Origin of the sequence: Streptomyces sp. UNOC14_S4 (genome assembly GCF_020740835.1) — a bacterium.
Taxonomy (GTDB): domain Bacteria; phylum Actinomycetota; class Actinomycetes; order Streptomycetales; family Streptomycetaceae; genus Streptomyces.
The window spans coordinates 1-12,339 of sequence record NZ_JAINFC010000202.1 but is presented as its reverse complement, the minus strand read 5'-3'; the positions used below and the strand labels follow the sequence as shown (position 1 = coordinate 12,339).

The 12,339-nt window shown below is 71.4% G+C and carries 13 protein-coding genes, 1 pseudogene and 1 riboswitch; of the genes and pseudogenes, 6 read left to right on the top strand and 8 right to left on the bottom strand.

Translation table 11 applies throughout. The features are described 5' to 3' along the window. Nucleotides 1-585 (bottom strand): LysR family transcriptional regulator (locus K6I34_RS19195; protein ID WP_229327516.1); only part of this gene is annotated, 585 nt, incomplete at its 3' end. A 70-nt stretch (nt 586-655) separates the two neighbouring features. Here K6I34_RS19195 and K6I34_RS19190 point away from each other — a divergent pair. Beyond that, nucleotides 656-1,822, top strand: coding sequence for a TDT family transporter (locus K6I34_RS19190; RefSeq protein ID WP_229327514.1), 1,167 nt, complete (start codon nt 656-658; stop codon nt 1,820-1,822). Here K6I34_RS19190 and K6I34_RS19185 read toward each other — a convergent pair. Then, nucleotides 1,749-2,498 carry a helical backbone metal receptor gene (locus K6I34_RS19185; RefSeq protein ID WP_229327512.1) on the bottom strand — a complete coding sequence of 250 codons (750 nt, stop codon included), beginning with the start codon at nt 2,496-2,498 and terminating at the stop codon, nt 1,749-1,751. The genes K6I34_RS19190 and K6I34_RS19185 overlap by 74 nt on opposite strands. A 37-nt stretch (nt 2,499-2,535) precedes the next feature. After that, a riboswitch (cobalamin riboswitch) is annotated at nt 2,536-2,768 on the top strand. Between the two features lie 83 nt (nt 2,769-2,851). On the opposite strand from K6I34_RS19185, the gene metE reads away from it, so the two are divergent. Both metE and K6I34_RS19175 read left to right on the top strand, forming a co-directional pair. Beyond that, entirely contained in the window at nt 2,852-5,167 is a 2,316-nt protein-coding gene (gene metE / locus K6I34_RS19180) for a 5-methyltetrahydropteroyltriglutamate--homocysteine S-methyltransferase (protein ID WP_374230965.1), read from the top strand. Nucleotides 5,168-5,188: 21 nt separating this feature from the next. Next, the gene (locus K6I34_RS19175; RefSeq protein WP_374230964.1) at nt 5,189-5,674 is read left to right on the top strand and encodes an acyl-CoA thioesterase; all 486 of its coding nucleotides are present in this window, start codon (nt 5,189-5,191) and stop codon (nt 5,672-5,674) included. Nucleotides 5,675-5,696: 22 nt separating this feature from the next. Here the strand turns inward: K6I34_RS19175 and K6I34_RS19170 are convergent, their stop codons facing one another. From K6I34_RS19170 to K6I34_RS19155, 4 genes and pseudogenes are all read right to left on the bottom strand, one after another. After that, the gene (locus K6I34_RS19170) at nt 5,697-6,668 is read right to left on the bottom strand and encodes an NAD-dependent epimerase/dehydratase family protein (protein WP_229327510.1); all 972 of its coding nucleotides are present in this window, start codon (nt 6,666-6,668) and stop codon (nt 5,697-5,699) included. A 122-nt stretch (nt 6,669-6,790) separates the two neighbouring features. Next, nucleotides 6,791-7,641 (bottom strand): annotated as a pseudogene (locus tag K6I34_RS19165) (DUF5753 domain-containing protein). A gap of 36 nt (nt 7,642-7,677) precedes the next feature. Then, nucleotides 7,678-8,196: a DUF6879 family protein gene (locus K6I34_RS19160; RefSeq protein WP_229327509.1), complete on the bottom strand. Its 519-nt coding sequence runs from the start codon at nt 8,194-8,196 to the stop codon at nt 7,678-7,680. Continuing rightward, nucleotides 8,174-8,401 carry a hypothetical protein gene (locus tag K6I34_RS19155; protein ID WP_229327508.1) on the bottom strand — a complete coding sequence of 76 codons (228 nt, stop codon included), beginning with the start codon at nt 8,399-8,401 and terminating at the stop codon, nt 8,174-8,176. The genes K6I34_RS19160 and K6I34_RS19155 overlap by 23 nt, the downstream gene beginning before the upstream one ends. Before the next feature lie 336 nt (nt 8,402-8,737). Here K6I34_RS19155 and K6I34_RS19150 point away from each other — a divergent pair, with 336 nt between their 5' ends. From K6I34_RS19150 to K6I34_RS19140, 3 genes are all read left to right on the top strand, one after another. Next, nucleotides 8,738-9,886, top strand: coding sequence for a methyltransferase domain-containing protein (locus K6I34_RS19150; RefSeq protein WP_229327507.1), 1,149 nt, complete (start codon nt 8,738-8,740; stop codon nt 9,884-9,886). A gap of 286 nt (nt 9,887-10,172) precedes the next feature. Continuing rightward, nucleotides 10,173-10,382, top strand: coding sequence for a hypothetical protein (locus K6I34_RS19145; RefSeq protein ID WP_229327506.1), 210 nt, complete (start codon nt 10,173-10,175; stop codon nt 10,380-10,382). Between the two features lie 106 nt (nt 10,383-10,488). Next, complete coding sequence (locus K6I34_RS19140; protein WP_229327505.1) at nt 10,489-10,956, top strand: hypothetical protein; 468 nt, start codon at nt 10,489-10,491, stop codon at nt 10,954-10,956. A 6-nt stretch (nt 10,957-10,962) separates the two neighbouring features. On the opposite strand, the gene K6I34_RS19135 is transcribed toward K6I34_RS19140, so the two are convergent. Both K6I34_RS19135 and K6I34_RS19130 read right to left on the bottom strand, forming a co-directional pair. After that, the gene (locus tag K6I34_RS19135; protein WP_229327504.1) at nt 10,963-11,175 is read right to left on the bottom strand and encodes a DUF397 domain-containing protein; all 213 of its coding nucleotides are present in this window, start codon (nt 11,173-11,175) and stop codon (nt 10,963-10,965) included. Continuing rightward, nucleotides 11,151-11,993, bottom strand: coding sequence for a helix-turn-helix transcriptional regulator (locus K6I34_RS19130; protein WP_229327503.1), 843 nt, complete (start codon nt 11,991-11,993; stop codon nt 11,151-11,153). The genes K6I34_RS19135 and K6I34_RS19130 overlap by 25 nt, the downstream gene beginning before the upstream one ends. Nucleotides 11,994-12,339: the final 346 nt, after the last annotated feature.

Sequence of the window (12,339 nt, the reverse complement as noted above, 5' to 3'; positions counted from 1 at the left end):
CGCGTGGCCCGGGGCGACCACGACGGCCAGCCGGTCGTGGCCGACGACCGCGCCGTCGAGACCGGCGGGCATGTCGAGGCCCTCGACGAAGCCGAGGTCGGCCTCGCCCGCGCGTACCCGCTCCGCGACCGCGGCCGAGTTCCCCGCGAGCAGCGAGACGGCCGTGTCCGGCAGCAGCCCGCGCAGCGCGATCAGCCAGCCCGGCAGCAGGTACTCCGCGATGGTCATGCTCGCCGCGACCCGCAGCCGCGAGTCGCGGCGGCCGCGCAGCGCCTGCGCGCCCGCGTCGAAGGACTCGGCCGCCTCGACGATCCGCCGCGCCCAGTCCGTGACGAGCGCCCCGGCGTCCGTGAGCCGGGAGCCGCGGGGCGACCGCTCGACGAGCGCGACGCCGAGGAGGCGTTCCATGCTGCGGACGCGGCTGCTGGCCGCGGGCTGGGTGATCCCCATCTCCTTCGCCGCCCGGCCCAGGCTGCCCAGCCGCGCCACGGCCAGCAGCAGCTCCAGCGCCGCGAGGTCGGGCACCCGGTGCGCCAGCGGACCCGTGGCGCCGACAGGATCGACAGGGTTCCCGGGGTCGCTCATAAATCCAGCTTATGCCCTCATAGGGCGGTGGTCCCTACTCGCGCGCGGCGGCACGGGCGACCGTGGAGGCATGACCACGCTCGACCGGCCCCTCACAGCCGCCCCTCCCGCCACTCACCAGCCCCGGCCCCGGCCGGGTGTCCGGCACCTCGGACCGAACTGGTACGCCGCCGTCATGGGCACCGTCATCGTCGCGGGCGCCGGTGCGGCTCTCCCGCTGCGGGCGCCGGGGCTGCGGGGCGCGTACGAGGTCGTGTGGGCGCTGGCCGCGCTCGCGCTGCTCACCCTGCTGGCCGCGCGCGCCGCGCACTGGCTGCGCCACCCCGACCAGGCCAGGAAGCACCTGGCCGACCCGGCGGTCGCGCCGTTCTACGGCTGTCTCGCCATGGCCCTGCTGGCCGTCGGCAGCGTCACGCTCTCCGTGGGCCAGGGCGTCATCGGCAAGAGCACGGCGATCGCCGTCGACGCCGTCCTGTGGCCGGTGGGCACGGTCATCGGGCTCGTCGCCGCCGCGGGCATCCCGTACCTGATGGTGACCCGGCACCGGATAGCCCCGGACGGTGCCTCGCCCGTCTGGCTGCTGCCGATCGTCGCGCCGATGGTCTCCGCCGCGCTCGGCCCCGCCCTGGTGGCGCACCTGCCGTCCGGCCAGTGGCAGGAGGCGATGCTGCTCGGCTGCTACGCGCTGTTCGGCATGAGCCTGCTGGCCACGCTCGTCATCCTGCCGATGGTGCTCTCGCGGCTCGTCCACCACGGCCCGCTGCCGCTCGTGCTGACCCCGGCCCTCTTCCTCGTCCTCGGCCCGCTCGGGCAGTCGACCACGGCCGTGAACAACGTCGCCGACGCCGCGCACGACACCGCCGCCGCCCCGTACGCGCAGGCGATGACCGCCTTCGGCGTGCTGTACGGCGTCCCCGTGATGGGCTTCGCGCTGCTGTGGCTCGCGCTGGCCGCGGCTATGGCGGTACGGGCGTTCCGCCGCGGCCTGGGCTTCGCGATGACCTGGTGGGCCTTCACCTTCCCCCTCGGCACCTGCGTCACCGGCGCCGCGGGCCTCGCGCGCCACACCGGCCTGCACGCCTTCGACGGCCTGGCCTACGCGCTGTACGCCCTGCTCGTCCTGGCCTGGCTGCTCGCCGCGGTCGGCACACTGCGCGGCCTGGTCAGCGGAAAGCTGCTCGCAGCGCCCCGGCCAGCACCCGCGGTGCTTCCGACAGCGACGGCCCGTACCACGTGAGGTGACGGCCGCTGACGAGCGCGCACGGCAGCCCGGGGAACGCCTCCGGGCCGTCGTGCGCGCCGAAGCGGTACGGCTCGTCCGGCAGGACGACCAACTCGGCGCCGCAGGACGTCAGCTCGTCGAGGGGGACGCGCGGATAGCGCTCCGCGTGCCCCGCGTACGCGTGCGCCACCCCGAGGCGGGCGAGGATGTCGCCCGCGAAGGTGTCGCGGCCCAGGACCATCCACGGCCGCCGCCACACCGGCACCACCGCCCGTACCGCCCGTACCGCCGGGACGACGGCCCGTACGTCCCGCCACGCCTCCTCCGCCTCCGTCAGCCAGCCCGGCCGGTCCAGGCCGCAGCCTGCCACCAGCACCCGCTCCAGTTCGCGGAACGCCTGGTCCAGCGTGCGCACTTCGGTCACCAGCACGCGCAGGCCCGCGGCGCGCAGCGCGTCGAGGTCCGGCGCGCGGTTCTCCTCCTCGTTGGCGAGGACGAGGTCGGGCGCGAGGGCCGTGATCCGGGCCACGTCCGGGTTCTTGGTCCCGCCGATCCGGACGACGTCCAGCCCGGCCGGGTGGTCGCACCAGTCGGTGGCGCCGACCAGCAGCCCGGGGGCCGTGACGGCCACGGCCTCGGTGAGCGAGGGGACGAGGGACACCACGCGCCGTACGGCAGTGCGAATGGCCATGATCACAGAGTACGCCCGGCGGCCAACTCCGATGGCTATGCTGGCCGGTGCAGCTGGTTCGCCCCGTCTGCCAGGCGGGCGCGTCGCAAGAGGGAATCCGGTGCGAATCCGGAACTGCCCCGCAGCGGTGAGTGGGAACGACCGCGGTCATACGCACTGGACGACGCGACGTCCGTCCGGGAAGCGACCGCCAGTAGGTGCCCGGCCCTTGTCCGAAGGACCGGGAGACGCCCGCGAGTCCGAAGACCTGCCACTGCCCGTACACCCGCACGGGGTACGGTCCCGCACGAACTCCGGAGGAGAGTTCCGTGACGCAGTCGCAGTCGCACACGTCCGCACAGACGCCGACACGTATCGCACGCGTACGCCCCACCCTGCACGGCTACCCGCGGCAAGGCCCGCACCGCGAGCTGAAGAAGGCCGTCGAGGGCTACTGGTCGGGGCGCCTGGACGCCGCCGCCCTGCGGGAGACCGCCGCCGCGCTCCGCGCCGCCGCCCGCGAGGAGATGCGCCGGGCGGGCATCACCGAGGTGCCCACGGGCGACTTCTCGCTCTACGACCACGTTCTCGACACGGCCTGGGCCGTGGGCGCGATCCCCGAACGGCACCGGGCCGCCGCCGGAACCGACCTCGACGTCTACTTCGCGATGGCCCGCGGCACCGCCGACGTGCCGCCGCTGGAGATGACGAAGTGGTTCGACACCAACTACCACTACCTCGTGCCCGAGCTGGGCCCGGACACGGTCTTCGCCGCGGACTCGCGCAAGCAGGACACCGAGTTCCGCGAGGCGCGCGCGGCGGGGCTCGACGCCCGGCCCGTCCTGCTGGGCCCGGTCAGCTTCCTGCTGCTGGCCAAGCCCGCGCCCGGGGCCGGTGCGGACTTCGTCCCCCTGACGCTCCTGGACCGGCTGCTGCCGGTGTACGCGCTGCTGCTCGCCGACCTGCGGGCGGCGGGCGCGGAGTGGGTACAGCTCGACGAACCGGCGCTCGTAGCGGACCAGCCCGCGTCCGTGCTGAACGCCGCCGCCCGCGCCTACCGCGAGCTCGGCGCCCGTACCGACCGGCCGAAGCTGCTGGTCGCCTCGTACTTCGACCGGCTCGGCGACGCCCTGCCCGTACTGGCGAAGTCGCCCGTCGAGGGCCTCGCGCTGGACTTCACCGGGCCCGCCGCCGCCAACCTCGACGCGCTGGCCGCGCTCGGCGGGCTGCCCGGCAAGCGGCTCGTCGCGGGCGTCGTCGACGGCCGCAACATCTGGGCGGCCGACCTGGAACGGGCTCTGTCCACCCTCGCCACCCTGCTCGGCCTCGTCGACCGGCTCGACGTCGCCCCGTCCTGCTCCCTGCTGCACGTGCCGCTCGACGTCACCGCCGAACGGGACCTCGACCCGCAGGTCGCGCGCTGGCTGGCGTTCGCCCGGCAGAAGGCGGAGGAAGTCGCGGTCCTGGCGAGGGCGTTGAGCGAGGGGCGCGACGCCGTCGCCCCGCAGCTCGCCGCCAACCGCGCCGCGCGCGCAGCCCGTGCGGGTTCGGCGCTCACCCGCGACACGGCCGTACGGGAGCGCTGCGCCGCCGTGACCGAGGCGGACGCCCGGCGTCCGCAGCCGTACGCGCAACGGGCCGCCGCCCAGCGCTCCCGGCTCGCGCTGCCGCCGCTGCCGACGACCACCATCGGCTCCTTCCCGCAGACCCCGGAGCTGCGCCGCGCGCGGGCCGACCTGCGGGCCGGGCGCGTCACGGCCGACGGCTACCGGGAGCGGATCGCCGAGGAGATCCGCGAGGTGATCGCCTTCCAGGAGAAGACCGGCCTCGACGTGCTCGTGCACGGCGAGCCCGAACGCGACGACATGGTCGCGTACTTCGCCGAGCGGCTCGACGGCTACCTCGCCACCCGGCACGGCTGGGTGCAGTCGTACGGCACCCGGTACGTCCGCCCGCCGATCCTCGCCGGGGACGTCTCGCGGCGCGCCCCGATGACCGTCGAGTGGACGGTGTTCGCCCAGTCGCTGACCCGCCGCCCGGTCAAGGGCATGCTCACCGGCCCCGTCACCATGCTCGCCTGGTCCTTCGTCCGCGACGACCAGCCGCTCGCCGAGACCGCCCGCCAGGTGGCGCTCGCCCTGCGCGACGAGGTCGCGGACCTGGAGGCGGCGGGCACCGCCGTGGTCCAGGTCGACGAACCCGCGCTGCGCGAGCTGCTGCCGCTGCGGGCGTCCGGCCGCGACGCGTATCTGACGTGGGCGACCGAGGCGTTCCGCCTGGCCACGGGCGGGGTGCGCGCGGACACCCAGATCCATACGCACATGTGCTACGCCGAGTTCGGCGAGATCCTGCCCGCCATCGAGGCCCTCGACGCGGACGTGATCAGCCTGGAGGCGGCCCGCTCCCGGATGGCCGTCGCCGACGAACTCGCCGCCGCGGGCTATCCGCGCGAGGCGGGGCCCGGCGTGTACGACATCCACTCGCCGCGCGTCCCCTCCGCCGGGGAGATGGCCGACCTGCTGCGGCACGCGCTGCGCGCGGTCCCCGCGGACCGCCTGTGGGCCAACCCGGACTGCGGCCTCAAGACCCGCCGCCCGGAGGAGGCCGGCCGCGCCCTGGAGAACCTGGTCACCGCGGCACGCCGGGTGCGCGCGGAACTGCCGCCGCAGGCGGACCGAGGCCGAGGCTGAGGCTGAGGAGTCCCGTACGTCATGGAAACACCGACCACCATCGTCGAGCCGACGGCCCACAAGGCCCCGGCCGACTCGTCCGTCACGCTCGCCCACATCATGAGTGAGCACGACACGAATCTGTACGGCAGCGTGCACGGCGGCGCCGTGATGCGTCTCGTCGACGACGCGGCGGCGGCCGCGGCGGGCCGCCACGCGGGCTGCCCCGCCGTCACCGTCTCCGTGGACGGCATGTCCTTCCTCGCCCCGGTCCGCGCCGGTGACCTGCTCTCCGTCCAGGCGCGCGTGGAATGGGCGGGCCGCACCTCCATGTCCGTGGGCGTCGAGGTCACCGCCGAACGCTGGAACGCCTCGGGGCCGACGGCGAAGGTGGCCACGGCGCGGCTGACGTTCGTGGCCATCGGCGCGGACGGCACCCCGCGGGCGGTTCCGGAACTGCGGCCGGAGAGCGCGGAGGAGCGGCGGCGCCACGAGGAGGTGGCGGCGGCGCGGCGGGCGCGGCGCTGAAGCTCACGGGTGGGCGGCGGTGTCATCCCGTGGTGGTGGCGGCGAGCCGCTGGCGCCACCACGCCACCGTCGCCTCCACCTGCTCGTCGACGGGGGTGGCCCGCACGGCGAACTCGGCTTCGTAGGCGCTGGAGTCGACGACGAACGGGCGGTCGAACTGGTACCGGATCTCCTTGAGTTCGCGGATCATCGGGGAGAAGAGCGACGCGACGCCGAGCGCGACGGGCGGGAGGCGGCGTACCGCGACGGGCCCTGTCCCCGCCTGAGCGGCGAGCCGTCCGACCATCTCCCGTACGGACAGCGCGGGCGCCGTCGGCACGTGCCAGGCCCGGCCCCAGGCGCGTTCCTCACCGGCGACCTCGACCAGGGCCCGCGCGATGTCGGGGAGGTAGCTCCAGCTGTGCGGGGCGTCCGGGTCGCCGAGCGTGGACACCGGCTTGCCGCGCTTGCCGTGCTTGCCGCGCAGCAGCTGCGGCACGACGCGCGCGGCGAGGTGCCCGCCGTCGGTCACCCCGGGCCCGAAGAAGTCCGAGGCCCGCACCTCGACGGCCCTGATCCGCCCTTGCTCGTGCAGGCGCCGCGCCTGCTCCCACACGGCGGCGCGCGCCTTCCCCTTGACCCCGGTCGCCGCGAGCGGCAGCCCCTCGGCCATGGGCCGCCGCCCGTCCACCGGCCCGTACCCGTAGAGGTTCCCGAGCATGACGAGTACGGCGCCGGTCGCCTCGACCGCCTCACAGATCGAGGAGGCGAGCGGTGGCCAGTCGCTCGCCCAGCGGTGGTAGGGCGGCGCGGCGCAATTGAAGACGGCGGTTGCGCCCTGTAGGGCTTCGGCCAGTCGCTTGCTGTCCGTCGCGTCCAGCGCGAGGTGCTCGATCCCGGGCTCGGGGCTCCGGCCCGTCTTGGTGACGACTCGTACGGAGTGCCCCTGCTCTGCCAGCAGCCGGGCGGTGGCGGCCCCGGCGGGCCCGAATCCTATGACGACGTAATGACTCACGGGCGCACATTAGCGCGATGGGGTGCGCATTCCCTGACGGGTCGCAGACGTTGTTCGCAGCGCGAGGCCATCCGCAAGCCGTCCTGTTTCGGCTCAAGAAATTTGCACGTGCTTGCGGAGGTCTACTCCAAGGCGTCGATCGCCTCTGTGATCAGTGCCCGCGCCTCTTTGCCGTAGACGGCGATCTGTGCCATCTCGGCGAACACGCGGGTGTAGGTGGCGACCTCGCTGGGCTGCCTCACGGTGATTTCCGCGGTGGCGAGCTCGATGACCACCCGTTCGTTGTCGTAGATCCAGAAGGCTTCCAGGGGCCACATGACGCGGTCGGCCGTCGTGGGGATGATGCCGAGGCTGACCTGCTGGAGCACGGAGACGGTCAGCAGGTGGCCCAGCTGGTCGGCCATGGCCTCCGTGTCCCCGAACCGGGAACGCAGCGCGGTCTCCTCCAGGAGGAAGCCGAACCGCCGGTTGGCGTCCCGCAGTATCCGCTGTCGGCCGACGCGTACGGCGGCCGCCTCCTCGGCGTCGTCGGGGATGCCCCAGAAGCCGATGTGCGGCTCATGACCGACCGGGCGTAGGCCGGGGTCTGCAGCAGGCCGGGAATCACGCCTGACTCGTAGACACGGAAGTGGCGGGTGCGCTCGTACAGCGGGATGCGCGCCTCCTGCACCGAGCGCAGCCCGTCGCGGTGGAGACGACGCCATTCGACATACATCTCTTCGATGTTGTGCACCGTGGCCACGAGATCCGCGTAGACCTCGGGAACCTTGCTCAGCTCGGCGTACTGCCGCAGGTCGTCCTCGGAAGGCCGGGTGATGCCGTTCTCGATACGGGATGCTTTCGACTCGCTCCAGCCGGCACGGGCCGCGAAGGCCCGTGCCGTCCTGAAGCCACCCGCCTTCCGGATCTCCCGCAGTCGGCCGCCCAGGGCAGCACGGGCTTCGCGGACGGCGGAGGAGGGCGACGATTCCATAGTGCGCAGTGCCTGCTGCCGGTGAGCACCCGGCGCTCAGGAGAGCCGGTATTCCTCGTGCGGGACCGCGCGCTCCCACACCGCCTCGAACGCGTCCGTGCACAGGCGCAGCACCCGCTCGTCACGCGTGAGTTCCCTGTCCGCCAGCTCCCCGTCCCCGGTGAAGTGCAGAACCAGGACGAGCTCGTTGTCGAAGACCCAGAAGTCATTGCCCGGCAGTGCGATGTCGGTGGCCCGGCGGCGCGGCAGCCAGCGGATGTTCTCCCCGGCCTCCACGTTCGCCTGTGAGGAGAAGTGCTCGAAGCGGATGTAGTCCGACTCCGGCACCGAGACCACCCGGGCCCTCCGGAACTCCACCCCGCGACTCGTTGCGTTCTTCACCCATCCCAGCCACTGCTGGAAGTCGGCATCATCGCCTACGGGGTCCGGGAGCCTGCCGTCCTTCCACGCGGCGAAAGCGGGGTCGGAGGGCATGTAGCCGTCGCGCATCTCCAGGTGAACGGCCGAGTACCGGGTGGAGGCCAGCAGTTCCTCATACGTCGGCACGCGGCCCACCCTGCATTTCCAGGAAGAACTGGATCATCCGCCGGGGGATCTCCACCACCGTCTCGTGCGCGGGGAGGTCCAGCTGCCCCAGACGCCCCGGCTCCTCCACTTTCCAGCCCTGGACCAGGTAGGTGTCCGTCTCCTCGTCCAGATAGACCGTCGGCGAATCCCCGTTCCTGCTCTCCGGGTCCTTGCCAAGCATGCGCAGAGCCATCGTGCCCTCCTCGCTCGGAAACGATCTCCAGAGGGCAAGCTTTGCACCTCGCGCAGTCAGAGCGCACAGAACTTGCGCGAACTTGCATGCAGCAGCCCGTGGCCTGGTCTCCCCACCTGTCCACATCGCCCGACACGAGCTGGCGACAGCCGTGCTCCTTCTGTAGCTTCCTGGCCCATCACAGCACCGCACCGACCGAAGGGAGCACCCACGATGGGGACGCACGGTGACGGCAAGGGCGGCGAGGAAGGCGACAAGAAGCAGTCCAACAAGGAGAAGGACGGCCAGTGGACGAAGCCGGTGACCAACCCTCCGAAAAAGAAGAAGTGAGGCGGCGTGAGCTCACCTGAACGGCTCCTGGAGATCCTGACCAACAAGGGCGCGGTTCTCCCGGAGTGGAAGGACGCCGTGGCCTCGGTCGACCGCAAGCTGTTCGTCCCCGAGACCATCGAGGTCGACGACCGGCCTCTCACGCGCGGCGAACGCCCTGAGCGATGGCTGACCGTGGTCTACGGCGACCTACCGCTCGTCACCCAGGTCAACGACGGCAAGGACCTGGGTGACGACGCGTACAGACTGCCGACGTCCTCGTCCTCCATGCCCTCGCTCATGCTGGAGATGCTCCGACTGCTGGACGTACACGAGGGCCACCGCGCCATGGACGCCGGAGCCGGCACGGGGTACAACCTCGCCTGGCTGGCGCACCGGCTCGGCTCCGGCAACGTCTTCGGCATCGACATCGACCCCGCGATCGTCGAGCAAGCCACCAAGAACCTGGATGCGGCCGGCTACAGCCCGCACGTCGTGTGCGGCGACGCCGAGCAGGGATACCCGGACGGCGCACCCTACGACCGATGGCTCGCGACCTTCACCGTCCCCGAGATCCCCTACGCCTGGATCGAACAGACCCCCGCCGGGCGCATCGTCGCACCGTGGGGCGGCAGCTACCACTCGTACTCGTTCGCCGTCCTCGACACCCGCGACGGCGTCGCCGAAGGCAGGTTCAGCGGCTACCCGGCCTTCATGCGTTCGCGCACGAACCGCCCTCCCCGCGGGTACCTGAGCGACTTCCTTCACCACGAGGACCAAGCCGACCGCAGCAAGACCACACTCTCGCCCAGGGAACTGGAGGCCGAGTACGAAGCGAAGTTCTTCATCGGGCTCGGACTCCGTGACGCGTGGTCCCTGCTGGCCGAGGCCGACGACGGCAGCGACGAGGCCACGTTGTGGGTGCTTGCCGATGACCGGAAGTCCTGGGCGTCGGTGGACCACGTCCCCGGGCACGACACCTTCACCGTCGAGCAGTACGGACCGCGACGGCTGTGGGACGAGGTCGAAGCCGGCTACCGGAAATGGGAGGCCCTCGGCCGCCCCGAACGCGACCGCGCGGGACTCACGGTGACCCGCGACGGACAGCACGTGTGGCTGGACAGCCGGGACGACGTCATCCACACGATCCCCGCGACCGTGCGGGTCCGGCCTTGACCGGAGCCGCGTCCGACGTTGTGTCCGTGCCGCGCGCCGCGAGTGCGTGCGTGCGTTCGCCGGCTGACTCCGGGAGTCTCCTCCGGCAATGCCGGGTCATGAGCCGCAAGTGGGGCCCTGTCAGGGTGGTCGGCAGCGGGTGGGAGCATGGTGCCTGAGTGATCGGATGTGTGGGGGGATGGATTCGATGACGTACGGGCAGTCATACGCCCCTGGGGTGGACGGGGACGCTCCCCGTGCTCCGCGGCCCAGGGGATCGGGGCCCAGGGCATGGATATTGGGGCTCGTGTCGATCTTCGCCTGGTTCATCATCCTCACCTGGCTTCTCGCGCCGCCCCTCGCTGTGGCGAGTCTGGTGCGTGCCGTCCAGGAAGTCCGCAGGGCTCGGGACACGGGATCCGGGCGCACGGGTGCGGGCTGGGGTCTCGCGGTGGCCTGCCTCGCGGTGGTCGCGAGCGGCTTCGGGTGCTACGGGCTGGCAACCCTGAAATCCTGACCCGGACGGATCCCTCCGGTCCGGGCTGCGCGTTCTGGAACAGACGCAAGACACCAGCGCAGCCGTCCCTCCAAAGGAGCCGCGCCCAGGTGAGTACCCTCGGCCCGTGATCGATTACGGCATTGCCTTCCCCTATTACCGTCTCCACGTCGTGCCCGCGGTCGTGGCACTGGCCAGCCCGACCTGGCAACGCGAGGTGTGGCTCGACCCGGATCGGCCCGAGAACCTCGACTACACGGTGCACGTGCTGTTCGACGACTTCTGCGAGGCGGACAATCCCTCGCGCTGGCTGGGGCAGAGCCTTCGCACTGTCGAGGAGGCCGAGCTGATGGCACATCTGGGTGCTGCCTACGGCGCAGTACAGGACTCCGTCGGTGCCGATGCCGACGACGACGTCTACCTCGACTCGCCGCTCTGGCCTGCCGTCGTGGCCGCGGCAGCCCGGCTGGCACAGGTACTGGTGACCAACGACCACACAGCACTGAGCAAACTGCACGACGCCGGCCACCGATGGCCACCCGGAACCGAGCAGAAAGCCCCCGGGGACGTCACCCAGCAGCAGGAACGGCCGTAACCGCGCTCACTCCGGGGCGGCGACGGCGGTCACGAACGTCGACCACGAGGTGGTAGGCGGGGTTATGGCTGGGCCTTGGGGGGCCGCCTTGCTGTCGCGTATGGGGACGGTGCCGGGGTACTGCCGGTCGGCGACTTCGACACATGAGCCGTCCTTGGCCCCGCTGTAGGCGCTCTTGCGCCATATCGCCGTGGTCAGTTCGGCGCGGCTGGTGCACATGGATATTTCTCCTCGACCGAGTTCACAATGAGCTCTCTCGACTGCTCTTCTGTCAGGGCTCCGAGCTGTACATGACGGTAGAGGGCTTCGTGCCACGCCAGCTCCTCTGGGTTCGTACTGAACCTGGCCCGGTTGAAGGTCGCCGTGTAGAGAGTGGACCGTTTCCCCGCCCTGGGCTTGGTGATCATCATGTTTCCGAATGCCATGAGGCCGGAGCTGTTGTTCGGGATGACCTGGAGGTGCACATGCGGCTCCTCGGACATTTTCGCCAGACACAGGAGCTGATCCCTCATCACCCCGGCGGTGCCGGCCACCTGCCCCAGAGCCGACTCGTAGATGAGCGCTGAAAACTGCGGAGGGGGGTCACGGTGCAGCGCACTGACGCGCCGCATACGGATCTGGACCTTTTCTTCCAGGTCACCGCCGTAGAAGGCCATACCTCGGACCAGTAGGGCCCTCGCATAGCTCTCGGTCTGGAGGTGGGGCGGGATGTCCATGGCGAAGTAGTGAATCGTCGCCGCGCTCGCCTCGACGGCGAACAGCCGACGTGCCCACCGCGCGTCCGCACTCTCGCTGATGCTGTCCCATTCCTCAATCAGACGGCCATTCGCTCCCAGAACCTTGTCCAACAGATCCACGATGTCCTCGGGCGGCACCCTCTCACCCGTCTCGAACTTCGAGATCGCACTGTCGGACAAGCGAATCTCCACGCCGAGCTCGGCCTGCGTCCAGCCTCGCGCTATGCGAAGCTCACGAAGCACGATCCCGAACTGGGCTGCGTACCCCCTTGAGGGGTCAAGTGGCTTCGAGGTGGACATGGCTGTATCTCCCACTGGACGATCCCGCGCTGTCGCGCCCTGGCGGCCCCGAGCATAGGACGCCGGGCAGATACTGGGAGCCGGAACCGAGAGCTCAACTCCCTTCGATTGACGGTGTGTTCGAATCTGGCGTGGTGATGCCCGCTGCGCTACGACTCACACCTCGAAGGGCCCGGTTGCAGCTCAGGCATCAGCGCGCGATGCCGCACACACCCCACCGTGCCCGAAGGAGATCACCCCACCATGCCCGTCTGCCCCGGCACTGCCATGGCCCACGCAGCCCCCACCCCGCCACGCGCCGAAGGCGACGACGGCATCGAATGGGCGATCAGAGCGGTCCTGGGAG